At 41.3% G+C, this 19,627-nt stretch carries 15 protein-coding genes; 5 read left to right on the top strand and 10 right to left on the bottom strand.

Features of this window, described 5'->3' with window-relative positions; translation table 11 throughout:
• Positions 1-64 precede the first annotated feature (64 nt).
• Positions 65-883 (bottom strand): purine-nucleoside phosphorylase, encoded by an 819-nt coding sequence (locus tag PSF42_RS12840; protein ID WP_125895067.1) that lies wholly within the window; start codon positions 881-883, stop codon positions 65-67.
• A gap of 297 nt (positions 884-1,180) precedes the next feature.
• On the opposite strand from PSF42_RS12840, the gene PSF42_RS12835 reads away from it, so the two are divergent.
• Both PSF42_RS12835 and thiM read left to right on the top strand, forming a co-directional pair.
• Entirely contained in the window at positions 1,181-2,275 is a 1,095-nt protein-coding gene (locus PSF42_RS12835; protein ID WP_272680141.1) for an ROK family protein, read from the top strand.
• Between the two features lie 77 nt (positions 2,276-2,352).
• Positions 2,353-3,141, top strand: coding sequence for a hydroxyethylthiazole kinase (thiM, locus tag PSF42_RS12830; protein ID WP_272680140.1), 789 nt, complete (start codon positions 2,353-2,355; stop codon positions 3,139-3,141).
• A gap of 49 nt (positions 3,142-3,190) precedes the next feature.
• Here the strand turns inward: thiM and PSF42_RS12825 are convergent, their stop codons facing one another.
• The 9 genes from PSF42_RS12825 to PSF42_RS12785 form a co-directional block, all read right to left on the bottom strand.
• Positions 3,191-3,895, bottom strand: coding sequence for a lipopolysaccharide core heptose(II) kinase RfaY (locus tag PSF42_RS12825; RefSeq protein WP_125895071.1), 705 nt, complete (start codon positions 3,893-3,895; stop codon positions 3,191-3,193).
• A 188-nt stretch (positions 3,896-4,083) separates the two neighbouring features.
• Entirely contained in the window at positions 4,084-5,250 is a 1,167-nt protein-coding gene (locus tag PSF42_RS12820; protein WP_217748415.1) for a nucleotide sugar dehydrogenase, read from the bottom strand.
• 44 nt (positions 5,251-5,294) lie between these two features.
• Positions 5,295-6,296: an NAD-dependent epimerase gene (locus PSF42_RS12815; RefSeq protein ID WP_272680138.1), complete on the bottom strand. Its 1,002-nt coding sequence runs from the start codon at positions 6,294-6,296 to the stop codon at positions 5,295-5,297.
• A 232-nt stretch (positions 6,297-6,528) separates the two neighbouring features.
• Positions 6,529-8,193, bottom strand: coding sequence for an LTA synthase family protein (locus PSF42_RS12810; RefSeq protein WP_125893740.1), 1,665 nt, complete (start codon positions 8,191-8,193; stop codon positions 6,529-6,531).
• 69 nt (positions 8,194-8,262) lie between these two features.
• Entirely contained in the window at positions 8,263-10,131 is a 1,869-nt protein-coding gene (gene selB, locus PSF42_RS12805) for a selenocysteine-specific translation elongation factor (RefSeq protein WP_272680137.1), read from the bottom strand.
• Positions 10,128-11,519, bottom strand: a complete 1,392-nt coding sequence (gene selA, locus PSF42_RS12800; RefSeq protein ID WP_125893744.1) for an L-seryl-tRNA(Sec) selenium transferase — start codon at positions 11,517-11,519, stop codon at positions 10,128-10,130. Before selA ends, selB begins: the two co-directional genes overlap by 4 nt.
• 22 nt (positions 11,520-11,541) lie before the next feature.
• Positions 11,542-12,465 carry a formate dehydrogenase accessory protein FdhE gene (gene fdhE / locus PSF42_RS12795; protein ID WP_272680136.1) on the bottom strand — a complete coding sequence of 308 codons (924 nt, stop codon included), beginning with the start codon at positions 12,463-12,465 and terminating at the stop codon, positions 11,542-11,544.
• A gap of 359 nt (positions 12,466-12,824) precedes the next feature.
• Complete coding sequence (locus tag PSF42_RS12790) at positions 12,825-13,598, bottom strand: FCD domain-containing protein (protein ID WP_413776255.1); 774 nt, start codon at positions 13,596-13,598, stop codon at positions 12,825-12,827.
• A gap of 156 nt (positions 13,599-13,754) precedes the next feature.
• Positions 13,755-15,050 carry an MFS transporter gene (locus tag PSF42_RS12785; protein WP_272680135.1) on the bottom strand — a complete coding sequence of 432 codons (1,296 nt, stop codon included), beginning with the start codon at positions 15,048-15,050 and terminating at the stop codon, positions 13,755-13,757.
• 381 nt (positions 15,051-15,431) lie between these two features.
• Between PSF42_RS12785 and uxuA the strand changes: the two genes are divergently transcribed.
• The 3 genes from uxuA (at position 15,432) to uxaC (ending at position 19,576) form a co-directional block, all read left to right on the top strand.
• Complete coding sequence (uxuA, locus tag PSF42_RS12780; protein WP_125893752.1) at positions 15,432-16,619, top strand: mannonate dehydratase; 1,188 nt, start codon at positions 15,432-15,434, stop codon at positions 16,617-16,619.
• Positions 16,620-16,683: 64 nt separating this feature from the next.
• Positions 16,684-18,150: a fructuronate reductase gene (locus PSF42_RS12775; protein ID WP_272680134.1), complete on the top strand. Its 1,467-nt coding sequence runs from the start codon at positions 16,684-16,686 to the stop codon at positions 18,148-18,150.
• Positions 18,151-18,163: 13 nt separating this feature from the next.
• Positions 18,164-19,576 carry a glucuronate isomerase gene (gene uxaC, locus PSF42_RS12770; protein WP_272680133.1) on the top strand — a complete coding sequence of 471 codons (1,413 nt, stop codon included), beginning with the start codon at positions 18,164-18,166 and terminating at the stop codon, positions 19,574-19,576.
• Positions 19,577-19,627 lie beyond the last annotated feature (51 nt).

Genomic DNA, 19,627 nt, shown 5'->3' with positions numbered 1-19,627 from the left:
ATATTCACCTTACTTTAGCGTTATGGACATCTTTATATTATTTTGAGAAAAAGAATCTATAAAACTAGAAGCGAGCAATCACGCCAGTCACGAGTTTCAAGAAAGTCGCTTTAACTTTTTCTGCTGTTTCAATAACTTCGTCATGGCTAAGTGGCTGCTCTAAAATACCGCAAGCCATATTGGTTAAACAGGAAATACCGACGGTTTTAATTTGTGAATGATGGGCAACTAGCGCTTCTGGCACAGTAGACATACCAACAGCATCTGCGCCTAAGGTTCTGATCATACGAATTTCAGCAGGAGTTTCATACGTTGGGCCAGTCCACCATGCATAAACACCTTCACGAACAGAGACACCTTGTTCAGCCGCTACATCTTTGATTGTTTGGCGTAATTCTTTGTTATACACCTCACTAACATCTAAGAAACGAACACCTAATTCAGGGTTGTTTGGCCCCATCAATGGATTATTTGCCGTTAAATTAATATGGTCGGTAATAATCATCAGGTCACCTGGGTTGAAATCAGTATTTACTGCACCGCAGGCGTTGGTGATAATCAATTTTTCGACACCCAATGCTTTCATCAAACGCACAGGGAAAGTGACTTGGTCAAGGGAAAAGCCTTCGTAGTAGTGAAAACGGCCTTTCATGGCAACCACATTTTTACCTGCGATAGTGCCGATCACCAATTCATTGGCATGTCCTACAGCTTCAGATTTAGCAAAATGAGGAATTTCACTATAAGGAATATGGACGGCATTTTCTAATGTATCTGCGAATGGGCCTAGTCCTGAGCCTAAAATAATCCCCACTGTTGGTTTAATATCTGTGCGAGACTGAATAAAACTCAAGCTTTCTAGAATATCTTTTGTGTGATGCATGGCTGTCTCCAAATTGACATCGACTAAAAATTGTTAAAATCGATCATAAAGCAATTTAAAAACAGAACAGCGATCTTAATCTCATTTTAAGAAAAAGATTTTAGCTATGATGTGTCACAAGAAGCAGAATCTTATGCGTATATTTGCTAGTCTTTAGCGCAAGAATCGGAATGAAAAGGAGTGGGGCGCTTGTTACATACACTATTAAATGAATTTCGCACCTCAAAAAATTCAAAAACACAAAAACTAAAAACTCTTTACCGGTTAATTTTAAACCACGGCCCCATTAGGGCAGAAATGCTAACATCACTTGCTAACATGAAACCTGCAACTTGCGCTCGGTTACTTGATGAATTGGGAAAAAACCACTTAATTTCGACCTCTGAACTCGGGGAGTCGACTGGTGGCCGTAAACCTATCCTCTACAATATTAATGCTGCAGATGGTTACCTGATCGGCATTGAAATGAGTGACATATATTCAACGATTGTTTTACAAAACCTAAAGTTAGATATTTTAGGGATAGTAAAAGTGAAATATGAGCACCTAGAAACCGCAGAAAATATGGTGGACCATCTGCTTAATAAATTAGATGTTTTATTAGCTGAACATGGACTTAACGTAAAAAGCTTGCTGGGTATAGGTATCGCTATCGACCATATTTTAGAGCGCGATAAACTGCCATATCATCAATATCACTCACGTATAAAAGAACTTCACGACTATATTTCCAGTAAAGTACCTTGCTTTGTATTACTCGGGAGCGGGATTAGTTTTGCCGCTTTTGCTGAGTATCGTTTACGTTATACTTCTGATAGCCAGCGGTTTTTATTCACAACCTGTGATACTGATATTCGCAGTTGCACCATCATCAACAATCAATACGCTCCGGCTCCCATTAGTACTGCTCAAGCCTTTGGTCATACAACAATTGATATTAATGGCCAACGCTGCGAATGTGGGTCATTTGGCTGTTTAAAGCAATATAGTTCACTGTCTGCAATTAAATCACGCGTGATCCAACAACTTAGGTTGGGAAAAAGTTCAATAATCAATGAATTAGTTAATGATGAGTCTGAAATTAGTTACCATACTATTTTCCACGCACTGACATTGAACGATGACTTATGTCTCGAAGCGCTTGGCGAAGCGGCCTATTATTATGGTATCGCTATCGCTAATGCCATTTTAACGACCCAAGCAGATGTAGTGGTATGTGGTGGAACTCTAACCCCTAAAAATCATTTTTTCGAGATAACCAAAAAGTCTATTGAGGAGAAACTCTCTATTTTTCCTCATATTAAGACACGTATTTATCCCGCCAATGATTCATACGAAATTGTTGCTCAAGGAGCGGGTGGAATGGTCATGGAGAAATACCTCGCTGATTAAGCCGTTCTTCCATTAAAACGGATAGAGTGTAGAATAAATCAACGAATCTATACTCTATCACTAGCAATGAGGGGATCATGTTAGAATTTGAACACATCAGCAACACGACGAAATCACTGGTACTACAGCAACTTGCATCTCAATCCCCTCTGGTTCATTGCATGACAAACGACGTTGTTCAGACCTTCACTGCCAATGTCCTGTTAGCACTCGGCTGCTCACCTGCCATGGTCATTGAGCCTGAAGAAGCGGAGCAGTTTGCCGCTATCGCTCACGGCTTGCTAGTTAATGTCGGCACATTAACCGCAGAGCGACGATATGCGATGAGATGTGCAGTTAACAGTGCGGAGCAGGCGAAAAAACCTTGGGTACTTGACCCAGTTGCCGCAGGTGCACTCAGATTTCGCACCCATTTTTGCCATGAATTGCTGGCTCTCAAGCCTGCCGCTATTCGCGGTAATGCCTCTGAAATTATGGCATTGGCAGGAAGCAGTGCTGGCGGCAGAGGCGTTGATTCCCTTAACACCACTGATGACGCCCTTCCCGCAGCACAATTATTAGCGAGACAAGCTAAGACTATTGTCGCGATAAGTGGTGAAGTGGATTACATCACCGATGGAACACGCACCTTTGCGGTGTCTGGTGGCCATATTTTAATGACTCGAGTGGTCGGTACGGGGTGTGCTCTTTCTGCGGTGGTTGCTGCATGTTGCGCCCTACCGGGTGATAGGCTGCAAAATGTTGCCGCGGCTTGCGCTATCATGAAACAAGCCGGAGAAGCCGCAACCCAGCGTTGCCATGGGACGGGTAGTTTTATCCCTGAGTTTTTAGATGCGCTTTATCAATCGCTTTGTTGTGATCAATAGCTTTTGCTATTTCGATAACTTTGTTGTAATGAAAACTTGGTATCATTTATTAGAGCCGAGTTTTCTTCCCTCTTACTTTTCTTGACCAATGACGAAAGTTATCTCTGAAACGAATAAATCGATAAACAAAATTTTTGCTATCAGGTTCGATATTGTAAAAACGCTGTAATGCAATTAAATCATTCGCTTTGCAAATAGCAAAATTACCATAGTCTGATAAATCAATAACCTTAAGCCCTTCATTGGTTATAACAAAGTTCCCTGCGTGGATATCATTAGAAGATAAACCATATCTATGTAATTGGTTTATAATGGTTTTCATCTCTGTATAGTAAGGCTTGATATCATCAATTTCAGATAAAACAGTTCCTTCTACATACTCAGCAATAATCCATGTTTCTACTGACTCGCGACCGACCATTTTTTCTGCAACAAAGTAAATATCATTCGTTACAGTGCATCCCTTATTTTGTGCGGTCACCAGACGTTTCAATAAACGTGAATAAAAAGGGCCTGAGATAATACGCATTAACCGTTTTTCAAAACGCTTATCACGTTCTTTCTCACATTTAATAATAAAATTTTGCCCATTGACTTGAATACGGGCAACGCTTCTATCGATATTTCCGCTACTTAAATTCTTACCCGCGATCTTCCCATCAATATAATCATTAACAACTTGCCAAAAATCTATCTCACCTTCTTTTTGAAAGGTGATAAAACCGTCTCTCTGTTTTTTTATTATTTTCTGCATAACAAAATAGCCAATTTTTAATCAATTGGCGGATGCTAACAAATGGAAAACGACATTTCTTAGCGATTATTGCAAAACAGCTCTAAAAGTAGGTAACTTGTGCGCTATGGCACAAAATAGGTGGGGTTATTAGGTTTTAATATACAGAGGTAGGTTAGCACGATGCCAACCTACCCCATAAACGCGTTTTAATCGTTACCAAATAAATCGCGGGTATAGACTTTATCGGCGACATCTTCGATCTCAGGTACCATTCTATTTGCTAAGATGATATCGCATTGAGCTTTAAATTCCGCTAAGTCATTGACGACTTTAGAACGGAAAAATTCTGTTTCTTTCATTACGGGTTCATAAACGACAACTTCAATTCCCTTAGCTTTAATACGTTTCATGATGCCTTGCACTGCTGAAGCGCGGAAGTTGTCTGACCCTGCTTTCATCACTAGGCGATAAACACCGACTTTACGCGGTGCTTTAGCAATAATTGCATCGGAGATAAAGTCTTTGCGGGTACGGTTCGATTCCACAATAGCGTTAATCAAGTTATTCGGCACGTCATCGTAGTTGGCTAACAACTGTTTGGTATCTTTCGGTAAACAATAACCACCATAACCAAATGAGGGGTTGTTATAATGGCTGCCAATACGTGGGTCTAAAGAGACCCCTTCAATAATTTGGCGGGCATTTAAACCACGGCTTTCTGCATAGGTATCAAGCTCATTAAAGTACGCCACACGCATCGCTAAATAAGTGTTGGCAAACAGTTTAATGGCTTCGGCTTCGGTGCCATCAGTAAATAACACAGGAACGTCTTTTTTAATCGCACCTTCTAGCAATAAGTCCGCAAAAATTTTCGCACGCTCTGAACGCTCGCCCACTACAATACGAGAAGGATGTAAGTTATCCCACAAGGCACGGCCTTCACGTAAAAACTCAGGAGAAAAAATCACGTTGGTATAGCCAAACTCTTCACGTAACCGTGAAGTAAAGCCCACAGGGATCGTGGATTTCACGATAATCGTCGCTTCTGGATTGATTTTATTCACATCATGAATAACAGACTCAACCGATTGAGTATTAAAGTAATTGGTTTTTGGGTCATAGTCGGTTGGTGTCGCCACAATCACATATTGAGCCCCTGTATAGGCCTCAGTTTTATCTTCTGTGGCACGGAAATTGAGGGTCTTTTCCGTTAAAAACTGCTCAATTTCTGCATCAACAATCGGTGATTGATGGTTATTTAACATCGCCACTTTTTCAGGGATGATGTCCACCGCAACCACTTCGTGGTGTTGTGACAGCAACATGGCGTTAGATAGGCCGACGTAGCCGGTTCCTGCAATTGCTATTTTCAAACTTGCCTCTCAAATCCTGCTAAAGATGTTACAGCTTATTGATATTATTGATGATAGTAAGAACGGTACCAATCAACAAATGCCTGAACACCCTGTTCGATAGAAACTTGTGGGCGATAACCTGTCACACTAAACAAGTCTTCCGTATCCGCCCAAGTCGTGTACACATCACCCGCTTGCATAGGCAAAAAGTTTTTAATCGCTTCTTTACCCAGCGCCTTTTCCAGTGCAGAAATAAATTCAATCAACTTAACGGGCTGCCCATTACCGATATTATAGATGCGATATGGCGCGCTACTTTCTGCAGGTGATACCGAATGATTATTCGGGTTCGCTTGTGGAATTATATCTGAAATACGGATCACACCTTCGACAATATCATCAACAAAAGTGAAATCACGACTGAGATTGCCGTTATTATAGACATCAATAGGCTCGCCCGCCAAAATAGCTTTGGTGAATTTAAATAGAGCCATATCTGGGCGCCCCCAAGGGCCATACACCGTAAAGAAGCGCAGCCCTGTGGTTGGTAGCTGATATAAGTGTGAATAGGAGTGCGCCATTAACTCATTGGCTTTTTTTGTTGCCGCATAGAGGGAAATCGGGTGATCGGTTGCCATGTCAGTGGTAAATGGTGTTTTATCAGTTACGCCGTACACCGAACTTGAAGAGGCGTAGACCAAATGTTTTACTTTTGCTTGGCGACAGCCTTCTAGAATAGCGAGGTGGCCGGTCAGATTACTATCTGCATAAGCAAATGGGTTTTCCAACGAGTAACGGACACCCGCTTGTGCCGCTAGGTGAATAACTCGGTCAAATTGCTCTTGGGTACATAATACCCGAACAGTTTCACGATCAGTAAGGTCAAGATGAATAAAACGAAATAAAGGAAACTGCTCCAGTAAATGTAAACGGGATTGCTTAAGCCCCTGATCATAATACGCATTTAAGTTATCAATCCCGATAACTTCATGGCCATTCTCTAATAAACGTTGGCAAAGCTTAAAACCAATAAAACCTGCACTTCCCGTGACCAAATATTTCATATTCATTGTCTTCTAGCATTAAACTATTCTAAAGCTCGAAATGAGCACCTAATTTCACAGAAAAATTAACTAAAATTAAGACAAAAAAAATAACGAATGGTTTTGTTATTAAGGCAAGAAAGCGTAAAAAATAATAATTTTTAAGAAAATATTAATATTTAAGGTCGGGGAATAGCAAAAAAGAGGGTATCAGCCGTAAATATCATAAATATTTACGGCTGATAATAACAACCTATTGAACATCGCCTTTATTCGCATTGGCTGCGTCTAAAGTGCCATAAACATAGTTACGGTAGCTATCAAGTAGCTTTTGGTCCTCACAATCATTTAGCTTGCCATCACATAAGTGACGCATTTTGATGTTGGCCTCATAAAACGGGGAAATTTTTAAATTTGCCCTTTCTAACAAAATTCCGCCTAAGAAGGAAATATCCGTTAACTGCCCTGTTTTTATCGTAGTCCCTGATTTCAAATTATCCCGCAAAGTAAATTGTGTTAGGTAAGCGGGTGATGAAAATGAAGAATTATACTGATTTAAGCTAATACCTGGTTGATGGTCTCCAAAATATAAAAACATCAACGGGCGCTCACGTTTTTCAATAAATTCGGCGAAATCACGTATTGATGCATCTGAAGTTACGATTTTGTCCATATAATGGCTAAATTCGCCTGCTGCATCTGGGTTTTTAATTTTATCTTTTATGCCATAGTCATCACTGTGATTCTCTTTGTAAGGGCCATGTTCATACATTGTAAGAGAGAAAATAAATACGGGTTTATCTGTTTCTTTAGCTAAGATTTCTTTTACGTATTTCAGCATGTCATCTGTGCTGATCGTCCATAAATTATCTTGCAGTTTTCCTGGGTAACCAAGTTCTTGTGGTTGAATAATTCTATCAACCCCAAGCGTTTCATAAGCATGACCGGAGTGGTAAGCACCTTTATTAAAGGGAGTAAGTACCACAGTATAATAACCATTAGCCTTCATTTCTTTGAATAAGCTATTTTTAAGATGGTCAACGATAAAGTAAAATACGCCACTTTTTTGTGCACCGAAATCATCGCTATTTAAACCGGTTAGCGCTGAGAATTCAGATAACCAAGTCCCACCACCAAAAGTTTGCACCCGCATCTGACTATGCGCACTAACGCCACTATCTCGCTGGAACATAAATAAATCAGGAAGCTTGGTTCCTTCCGGCAAATTATAAATATGTGGGTCAACGGTAGATTCTTGCAATAATAAAACGATATCTGGTTTTTCTGATCCCACATTATTGTCTAAGGAAACTGCCGCTGCTTTCTCCACAAAGTAATCGGCTGAACCTGCAAATTCAGGGGATTGGTAACTCGCATTCTGTGCTGACATAATAATATTAGTCACGGTCCCACGGCCTTTTGGCAACGTCTGAGACCACCTGTCATAATAATGTGAGCTTGTTAAGTTAATACCGAAGTAACCTGCAACAATAAGAACAGCACCAATAACGCGAGTCATTTTTGATTTACTTGGCTTGAGCAACCGCCAGCTAATCACCCCATTGATGACTAATAATATAAGCAGCCCAACCAAGGCGACACCCGCTAACCAATAATGGCCTAAGGTTCCCATATTGGAAGTGTCCGTCATGATATTGATATCACTAAAGAAGAGCTGTTCTTTGTAATAATGAACTTTTAACTGATTCAAGAATTTAATGATGATAAATAATGTACTGGTAATCACCACAGAAAATAACCAGCGGGCTGTTAGCACCATTAAAATACCGAATAAAACGGCATATACACTGACCGATATGAGCACAGGATAAATTACGCTACCTTTTTCAAAAACCAAGAAAAGGGAGCCAATAAAGATCAATGCCAGATAAAAGCCTGCAAATAACTTTTTCTTCATCAGTTTTACCACAAATTTAATATTGGAGGTTGCTATGAGGCACTACTATAACGGATCCAAACACTCAATTTATTCAACGAAAATGCCTTTGTCTCGTAAATAGTGACCATCGCCTTTACGACGAGTAAAACCGCTTTTATCAAAAAACTCAAGAATTTGAATAGCAAGCTTACGGCCAATGCCTAATTCGTTACGGAAATCAGCTGCAAAAATGGCCTCATTTTCCAAGCAATAGCGATGAATCAATGAAGCAAAATAGTTAATTTGCTCATGGCTATAATAGCGGTCACGAACTATCGCTGTAATTAATCCCATTTGCGCAGCCTTTTTTAGAACGCGGCGCATCGTATCTTCTTCATAACCACTTTCTAATGCTAAATCACGGACCCACCACGCCTCGTTACGCGAAAATAAAGGATGTATTTGCTGCCAAATTAACTGCTGTTGCGCATCAAATACCAGCCCATGTTGGGGCATATGTAACCAACCTCGAGTTTGCTTAATAACATTTTCATCAATGAGGTCATTAATGAATTTAAATGTTAACGCCTCACTCATGGAAGGTAGAGCCATACGTTTTAAACGAGCTTTACCCACACCGATTTGGTCACTGTGTGTCTCATTAAATTTCTCAAGGGTTTGAACAATGCGATCTTTTGCTATTTGAGCTTTAAATACGGATAAAACATGGTTTCCAACACGTTCTACATCTGATTGTGATAGCAAATTATCTAACGCGTCATGGGTGAGTTGCCGTGCCCAACTGTAATCACGTAAATTAAGTTCACCTTGAGGAAGTTGTAACTTAAAGTGAGCCAGCTCATCTTGTTCTCGGCAAAGCTTAGATAACCAATCCAAGAACTCTGGGAGCCTTTTGCCTCGGCGTGGAGAAACCAAACGTATCACTCGAGCACCGCCTAACGTTTGGCGAGCGCTAATATCACGAATGATTAAGCGGTCATTCTCTACTAACCATAATGGGGTATCTAAAATTAACTCAGCAAGCACGGGGGTTTCCCCTTGCTCCACTAATAACGACACTCGCCCAGTGATATGGCTCGCACCATGATAAAGATGCACAGGCTGCCAGTGCTTAATTAAGGCATCGCATTCCAATTCGACAATAACCCGTGTTGCTATGAATGCAGGTTGCTCCGCAAGTAACCAATCACCTCGGGTAATATTTTCTTTATCAATATCGCCCGCCAAGTTTAAGGCCACGCGATCACCCGCAACAGCGAATTCAGATGGTTGGTTTTGCCGATGAATGCCTCTGACACGAACTTGCTTATCTGCGCCAGTCACCCAAAGTGACTCGCCAACGTGAATTTTTCCTGCTAATGCGGTGCCAGTCACCACTATCCCTGCGCCTTTTACCAAAAAGACGCGGTCAATGGCTAAACGAAAACGACGTTGGGTATTAGGATGTGAACCACTTTGCTGATGAAGTTGTTGCAGATATAACCGCAGCGCATTAATGCCACGGCCATCTTCAGTAGACGTAATAAATAATTTTGCGTCAGGCCAACCTTGCTGAGACAGCTCGGAGGTGACTTGCTCTGTAACTTGTTCAATTCGTGAGTGATCGACTCGGTCAGCCTTCGTCAATACGACACTGACATTTTCACAGCCTGCTAGTCTTAAAATCGAAAGGTGTTCAAGGGTCTGCGCCATTACCCCATCATCACAAGCGACAACCAAAAGAGCATGGTTTATGCCGCCAATCCCAGCCAACATATTGGCTAAAAACTTTTCGTGTCCAGGAACGTCGATAAAACCAATAGAACTCCCATCTGGCTGTGGCCAGTAGGCATACCCTAGGTCAATGGTCATGCCGCGCTTTTTTTCCTCGGGAAGGTGCGCGGTATTAACGCCAGTAATAGCTTGAATTAAAGAAGTTTTACCATGGTCAACATGGCCAGCTGTCGCAAAAATCATGAAAGTAAAGCCTGTAATAATGCATGTTCATCATCAAGACAGCGCAAGTCAAGCCACAATTTACCTTCTTTCATACGCCCAATCACAGGTTGAGGTAACTGACGCCACTGTGTAGCGAGTTGCTCTAATGTGCCACCTTTTCCATTTAGCGGTGTAAAGGTTACCGCAAAACTAGGAAGCCGGTCGATGGGAAGTGAACCGCTCCCTATTTGTGAGAGACAAGGCTCCACTTCAACAATAAATTTGTCCCCGTAAAAGGCTTGTAGAGCAACAACTATGCTTTCTGCGCTATCACGGATCGTCTCAGGGTCTCGGGTCAACCAACGCAATGTGGGTAAATCTGTTGTGAGTTTCTCAGGAGTTAGATACAGTTTTAGTGTTGCTTCTAGCGCAGCTAAAACCATTTTATCAACCCGCAAAGCTCGTTTTAATGGATGCTTCTGAATTGCATCAATCCATTTTTTCTTCCCTAAAATGATCCCTGCTTGTGGACCACCGAGAAGCTTATCTCCAGAAATTGAAACTAAATCAATGCCTTGAGAAAGGTAGCTTTGTGGCATCGGTTCTGCGGGTAGCCCATAAGCTGTCATATCAATCATCGAGCCGCTACCTAAATCAATTGCTGTCGGTAATTGGTACTTTCTACCTAACTCTGCGAGCTCTTCACCTTCAACTTCAGCCGTAAATCCTTCAATGCTGTAATTACTGGTATGCACTTTCATTAATAATGCAGTTTGATCATTAATCGCATTCTCATAATCACGTAAGTGAGTCCGATTCGTGGTTCCCACTTCAACTAATTGGCAGCCAGCCTGCGCCATCACATCAGGCACTCGGAAAGCTCCACCAATCTCAACCAATTCACCCCGAGAAACAATTACTTGCCGACCATTTGCAACTGTTGCTAATAATAATAAAACGGCTGCTGCATTATTATTAACAATGCACGCATCTTCTGCGCCAGTGAGTTCACACAGCAAATCAGCAATCGCACGGTCACGATGCCCACGCATCGCGCCATCTAGAGAATACTCTAATGTGACAGGCGAACTCATCACCTGGCTAACCGCATTCACTGCGGTGGTCGACATTACCGCACGGCCTAAATTGGTATGTAGCACTGTACCAGTCAAATTAAATACGTTTTTTAGCGCACTTTGCCCTAAAGCTTGATGGCGTTGAACTAACTCTTTGACCCAATCGTCCTGCCAAGCAGGTAATTTCCCTGCCTGTGCAATACAGGCTCGAGCTTGCTCCTGCATCTCACGTAAACATGCCGTGACCCAATGAGCCCCTGATTGTTCAACCAATATCTGAACTTCATCGAGCTGCAATAATTTGTCAATAGCAGGAAGTTGACGATATAAAGCCAAGTCTGATTCAGCCATAGTCACAATTCTCTTTTACCGCTTATTTTTCACCAGGGAACAAGAACGGGTTAATACTACTACGCGCAAAGCCTTCTTCTTCCATGCGAGCATCTAAAATAATTGATGCTAAATCATCAGCAACAGCTTCAACTTTGGCTTCTTTTTCTTGATAAAGAATCTTCAGATAGCTACCACAATCACCACAGCTTTCCGCTTTAACTGCTGCATTTTCATCATCTAATGACCAATAATTTAATTTACCGGTTTGCTCACAGTTACTGCATTTTACGCGCACCATATGCCATTCGGTTTCACATAAATTACAGTGTAAATAGCGTAAACCTTGAGAGGTGCCAATTTGCACAATACTCGACACTGGCATGCTATTACAAACAGGGCAGAAATGACGATGGTCACCATGTTCCGCACGCGCTTTACCTGGGATATTTGCGGCCATTTGCGCCCAGTACACCGATAGCGCAGCCCAAATAAACATCGATTTATCCGCAGGCACTTTTTCAAACTCTTCATTCAGCAAAGCCGTTGCCATACCTTCAAGTTCTGTTTCAGAGGCTTTATTCAGGTTTTCTAATGCAGGTCGCACAGACTCAGGCACGACTGGCATTAATTCAGCAATAATTGCCGTTAATAATTTGTGCCAATGTGTTGTCCGTGGAAATGTTTTTGCATCCAATGGCGAAGTTGTGCGTTCAAGGATAGAGACCATATCCACTTCTAATGGATTATCATGCTGTGCATTATGTTGGGCAGTTGCCACTTCAGCAGCAAAATTCAGATAATCTGCAAAAGGATGTTCTCCCGCACCAAGTTCTTTTAGTCGCTCAGCACGGCGCTGATATAAGCTTTTTAAGTTAGGAAACAGAACTGGTGGAATAAAACCAATTCCCTTTTCTTTCAATCTTTCTTGTCCTAACTCTTCTTTAGGAACGATACGAATACCCATTGCGTTCTCTCTTTTCTATTTTTTTATAACGACAATTCCCGAGAAAAGGCTATTTATTTTCTCGAAAGCGTTTTTGCTCATCATATTTATATCCGCGAAAGCGGTTCTCTAACATTCAGGATAAAACAAAAGTCACCTTGAGGCTACTCTGGCCCCTGAATTATCCATTCCATTAACCCGTAGTAGATCAAGGTAAATGTAAATCAGGATGATGATTGTTTTATTTGATATAAATAATTTGTTATCACTAGGATAAAAATAGTGAAGTTGAGGTTTGAAGTGGTTATGACTGCAAGGCGCTCAATATCATAGTCGCTCTATTGTTAGTTAAGAGCGACCTATTCAAATTAAATTTGTCTTTAATTACGTACTAAAACGACAGGGTAAGAATTGAATAAATAACCATCAAAATTAGGGTCGTCAACGTCCGATAGCTCAAGTAACCTTTGCTTTACATTCTCCAAATGCTGCCACATAGCTTCTTTTGCCGCTGCAGGATCTTTTTTAATCATGGCCGCTAAAATGACTTCGTGATCCGTCATCCATGCTTTTCGATAGTCTTTATCTGTGATGCGCGCGTGTAACTTTTGCCACATCGGGTTGTTTTCACGCCACTCCCATGATTGTTTCAGTAACTCGACTAACATACTATTATGCGTTGCTTGCGCTATCGCAAGGTGAAACTCACGATCTCCTATTTCATCTTCACCTGTTTTTAGTTCATCTCGTTCTCTTTTAAGCGCTTTACGCATATTCGCAATATCTACAGGGGTAACTTGTGTTGCTGCGAATTCTGCAATATTGCTTTCGAGTAATTGACGAGCTTGAAGTAATTCAAATGGCCCTGCGGCATTAAGAGCAAGGCCGTCAGGTTTATCCTGCTCACCAATTCCCTTGTCCTGAGGCAGTGCAATAACATAAACCCCAGACCCCTTACGAACTTCAATAAGATTTTCAATTTCTAACATAATCAAAGCTTCGCGTACGACTGCACGTGAAACATCTAGCATTTCAGCAATTTCCCGCTCCGGTGGAAGCCTGTCACCAATCGCATAGCTCATATTAGAGATCATTTGGCGTAAAGCATGGCCGACTTCCTGATAGGGGCGTTTATATTCAGTAAACTGTGTCATTACATTGGCCATTCAATTAAAACTTAACTTTTATTATATTTAGTTTAACAGATATTGGTCGACCAAAAATAGTTTTGTACTACACAAGTGCAATAAAAAACAAATAAAAAGGCGCAGAACAATAAATTCCGCGCCTTTTCAAATAACTAGCACTAATTACGATGTTGCTAATGAGTTATCTTGATTATGCCCATTTTCTTCCGGTTCTTTTTTTTCTTTAATAAGGATCCACAATACTGCAGCACCAATTAAATCAAAAACAGCTAAAGCCACAAAGAATGGACCAAAACCGATGATACCAACAAATGCACCGATGAATAAATTAAAGATTAACTGACCAGTCCAAGCACATGCACCTGCCATACCAACAGCTGTTGCAACTTCGTTCTTTTTGAATAAATCCGCACCGAGAGTGGCTGCAACTGTTGATAATAGCTGGTGAGAAAATCCACCAATACTAATAAGTAAAACAGCAACATATGGATTCTCAACAATACTCACTAAGCCAATGGTCGTCATCAAAATGGCACCAATGGTAAAAGTAATACGGCGCGAGTTAATTAATGATACTCCACGGTCATTTAAAAACTTGGCAACAAAACCACTTGCCAAGCAACCTAAATCTGCCATTAGGAATGGCAGCCAAACAAACATTGCGATTTCTTTGAGGCTAAAATTTAGTGTTTCTACAAAGAAAATAGGTACCCAGAAGTTAATCGTTCCCCAAGCCGGGTCAGCAAGAAAACGAGAAATCCCAATTCCCCAGAAATTACGTTGTTTCAAAATATTTGTAATAGACGTTTTTTCTTTCTTAGATACCTGAAGATATTTTTCTTGTCCATTTTCGATATAAGCACGCTCTTCATCGGATAATCTTTTCGCATCTTTAGGGTCTTTGTAAAAGAAAAACCAAATAAATGCAGCGATAATGGCCAATATACCCGAAATGATGAAAGCAAATTCCCAGCTATGAAATAGGATAGCCCAAGCAATTAATGGTGGCGCTAACATGGCACCAAAGGATGTTCCCATATTGAAAACACCAGTTGCGATGCCTCGCTCTTTCGCTGGAAACCAAGTTGATGCAGTTTTCACACCGGCAGGAATTGCGGAGGCTTCACTGAACCCCATAATCCCTCTCATAAAGGCTAAACCTTGCCATGAGCCTGTTAATGCATGCCCCATAGTGGCTAAACCCCAGATTAATGCACAAATAAAGAATCCTAATTTCAAGCCAATGGTGTCAATAAAAAAAACCATTATTGGTTGACCAATTGTATAGGCTAACTGGAATGCACTCACAATCCATGAATACTGTTCCTTTGTGATCCCTGTAGTTTCCATGATGGTTGGAGCAGCAACACCGAGTGCGGTTCTATCTAAGTAGTTAATTATGGTAATGAAGCAAACCAGAAGAATCATGTACCATCGATAATGTTTTAACTTTTTCATAATCAGCCTTTTACGTTTTATATTTTTCTTGTAATCCTGAATGAATAAATGGTTAGCCCCGTTAAAACCAAATTGGTCAACCAGTGGTAAAAATAGTTTTAAATTGATAACTCTTCTATTTTATTGTTCGGATTCTGCATAAAACAAAGGCTTTATTTTGTGAGCTGCCTCTTACTTTGTTATTGGTCACCCAAATTTAATGGGTATTTGTGATCTGGTTAACCAAACTGGTTGACCTCTATAGATCTTAAAACAACATCGTGGCACAATTTTTATAAAATAAGTGAACTGACTATCGGTTCCAAAATACGGCGCGACAAACTTGCAAAAAAGCTTATTAGCCGATTAAGAAGCATCTGTGAAATATAAACGAGGTTAAGTATGAAACAAACTTGGCGTTGGTACGGGCCGGCTGATCCGGTTTCTCTATCGGATATTCGTCAGGCAGGCGCAACAGGAATTGTAACGGCACTTCATCATATACCTAACGGTGAAGTATGGAGTGTTGACGAAATACAAAAACGCAAAGACTTAATTGAGGCCAACCAATTAGAGTGGGCGGTAGTGGAAAGTATTCCTATTCATGAAGATATCAAAACACATACTGGTGACTGCGATAAATGGATAGCAAACTACCAACAATCAATGCGTAACCTCGCAGCTTGTGGTATCCGTACAGTTTGTTATAACTTTATGCCAATACTTGATTGGACACGCACTGACTTAGAATATGAGCTTCCAGATGGCTCAAAGGCATTACGTTTTGATCAAATCGCTTTTGCTGTATTTGAGATTTACTTATTACAGCGAGAAAATGCGGAGCAAGATTACACCGCTGAAGAACAAGTTCAGGCAAAACAACGTTTTGAATCCATGAGCGATGAAGAGAAACAAAAGCTCATTAGTAATATCATCGCGGGCTTACCTGGTGCAGAAGAAGGGTATACCCTTGAGCAGTTCCGCCAACACCTAAAACGCTACGCAAATATCGATAAAAATAAATTACGTGAACACTTTGCTTATTTCTTAAAGAAAATAATTCCAGTTGCAGAAGAAATTGGTATGAAAATGGCGGTTCATCCCGATGATCCTCCTCGCCCAATTTTAGGTTTGCCACGTATCGTCTCAACAATTGAGGATATGCAATGGATGGCAGACACCGTTGATAGTGATGCAAACGGCTACACAATGTGTACAGGCTCCTATGGTGTAAGAGCTGATAACGATTTAGTGAATATGATCCGTACCTTTGGTTCACGCATTTATTTTCTGCATTTGCGTTCAACATTACGAGAAGATAACCCAAATACATTCCATGAAGCGGCGCATTTGGCGGGCGATGTTGATATGTATAATGTGGTTTGCGCTATTGCTGAAGAAGAGCATCGCCGACTACAAAGTGGCTCAGGTGAATTGATCCCTATGCGTCCAGACCACGGACACCAAATGCTTGATGACTTAAAGAAAAAAACAAACCCAGGTTACTCCGCGATAGGCCGCCTCAAGGGGCTCGCAGAACTGAGAGGGCTAGAATTAGGGATCCATCGCGCATTCTATCCAAAAAAATAATCATTCACCGTTGTACCTGACAGGCGGTCACATGATATTGGCCGCCAATCAACAGGGAATCATCATGGAAAAAAATATCGTTACTGCGGCAATTAATGCTAATCGCCCAAACTGGACAACAGACCGCCTAACCACCCGTATCGTGCATCTAGGTTGTGGCGCTTTTCATCGTGCTCACCAAGCGCTCTATACTCACCACGTGTTAGAAAAAACAGACAGTGATTGGGGCTATTGTGAAGTCAATCTCATGTCTAAACATGATGCGGCTTTGATAGAAAATCTTAAGCAACAATCCATGCTTTATACCGTGGCAGAAAAAGGTGAAACGCATACCGAATTAAAAATTATTGGCTCAATGAAAGAAGCGCTGCACCCGCTCATTGATGGTGTTGATGCCATTCTTGAAAAAATGGCTTCGCCTTCTGTCAGCATTGTTTCTCTTACTGTCACTGAAAAAGGTTATTGTGCCGACCCCGCAACAGGGAAATTAGATACAAATAACCCACTCATTCAACAAGATTTATCAACGCCAAACAATCCCGCCTCAGCGATTGGCTATATCACTGCGGCTCTAAAACGAAGATCTGAACGCAAACTACCGCCATTTACCGTACTTTCTTGTGATAATGTTCGCGAGAACGGCCATGTCGCTCGAGAAGCGGTTTTAGGATTAGCGAAATTACAAGATGCTGAATTAGCCCAATGGATAGAAGACAACGTCACATTCCCTTGCACTATGGTTGACCGCATTGTTCCCGCAGCAACAGAAGAAACCTTGTCTGAAATAGCAGAACTTTTAGGTGTTAAGGACGATTGTGCTATTGCTTGTGAACCTTTCCGCCAATGGGTCATTGAAGATAACTTTGTCAATGGTCGGCCAGAATGGGATTGTGCCGGTGCACAATTCGTTGAAGATGTTGTTCCATTCGAACTGATGAAACTAAGAATGTTAAATGGTAGCCACTCTTTCTTAGCCTATCTTGGCTACTTAGGTGGATACGCACATATCTCTGATACCATGACTAACCCCGATTATTGTCGTGCCGCTCATGCATTAATGTTAAATGAGCAAGCTTCGACCCTGATTATGCCAGAAGAAACTGACTTACCTGCCTACGCCAATAATTTAATTGAGCGCTTTACGAATCCATCATTGAAGCACCAAACATGGCAAATCGCGATGGACGGTAGCCAAAAACTCCCACAGCGTTTATTAGACCCTGTCGCATGGCATATCGAAAACCAATCTGATTATCGTCATTTAGCGTTGGGGATCGCCGGCTGGATGCGTTATGTCGCAGGTGTAGATGAACAAGGCCAAAAAATTGATGTCCGTGACCCGCTTGCTGATACATACGCCACCATTTATGCGAAACATGGGCTAACTGTTTCAGTTGTTGATGATTTACTCGCCATTGATGCCATTTTTGGTACTGAGTTACCTCAAAATCCACACTTTGTCGCTGCAATTAAATCAGCTTATCAACAGTTGCTTGATATCGGCGCGCGCCAAGCCGTTGCTAAGCTTTAAATTGGATACTGATATGAAAACATTTCTTTGTGAAGATTTTTTACTCAATAACGAAATGGCTCGCCGTCTTTATCATGACTATGCTGCAACAATGCCAGTCTATGATTATCACTGCCATTTGAACCCTCGTGAAATAGCAGAAAACCGCCAATTTGATAATCTTGGGCAAATCTGGCTAGAAGGTGACCATTATAAATGGCGTGGAATGCGGTCTGCTGGGATCCCTGAATCTCTTATTACAGGCCGTGAAACGAGTGACTACGAAAAATATCAAGCTTGGGCAAAAGCGGTTCCTATGACGCTAGGTAACCCTTTGTACCATTGGACTCATCTAGAATTACGTCGCCCTTTTGGTATTACGGGTAAGCTCTTTTCCCCTGAGACCTCTGAAGCCATTTGGCACGAAGCAAACGAAAAATTGGCTCACCCCGAATTTTCAGCTCGTGGGATTATGCAGCAAATGAACGTACACATGGTCGGTACAACCGATGACCCAACAGATCCATTAGAATATCATCAAAAAATTGCACAAGATGATACTTTCAATATCGAAGTCCGTCCAAGTTGGCGTCCAGATAGAGCATTTAAAATTGAGCTTGATGGTTTCGTCGATTACATGACGAAATTAGGGCAATCAGCGGATATTGAAATTAATCGTTTTAGTGATTTATTGTCAGCTTTAGGATCACGCCTAAACCACTTTGATAAGCATGGCTGTGTGGCCTCTGACCATGGAATTGAAGTGCTACGCTACGCCCCGATCCCCGATGAAAGTGTGCTCGATACTATTTTACAAAATAGACTTCGTGGGCAACCTCTGGATGAGCAATCTATTGCTCAATTCTCTACTGCAGTCATTGTCTGGCTAGGTAAGCAATATGCTAAGCGAAACTGGACTATGCAATTGCATATTGGTGCATTACGCAATAATAATACCCGGATGTTCAAACTGTTAGGTGCTGATAGCGGTTTCGATTCTATTGGTGATAGTCCTATAGCTTACCCACTTTCCCGTTTGTTAGATGAAATGGATAAGAGCAATGAGCTACCAAGAACCATTTTATATTGCTTAAACCCTCGTGATAATGAGGTACTAGCAACTATGATTGGCAATTTCCAGGGTGGTGGCATAGCAGGGAAAGTTCAGTTTGGTTCTGGTTGGTGGTTTAATGACCAAAAAGACGGCATGGTGCGTCAACTTGAGCAACTTTCACAATTAGGCTTATTAAGCCAATTTGTTGGAATGTTAACCGATTCTCGTAGCTTCCTATCCTATACGCGTCATGAATATTTCCGTCGCATACTATGTAATATGATTGGAACTTGGGCGGTTAATGGTGAAGTACCAAGTGATGAAAAAATGCTAGGAAATATGGTTCAAGATATCTGTTTTAATAATGCACTGAATTTTTTCACTTCAAAATAATGACTGTCATTTTATGAGATAGGCGGTATTTTCCCGCCTATCACTCATTGT

This window comes from Providencia sp. PROV032 (assembly GCF_028484875.1).
Taxonomy (GTDB): domain Bacteria; phylum Pseudomonadota; class Gammaproteobacteria; order Enterobacterales; family Enterobacteriaceae; genus Providencia; species Providencia rettgeri_E.
This window is presented reverse-complemented; position numbering and strand designations above follow the sequence as displayed.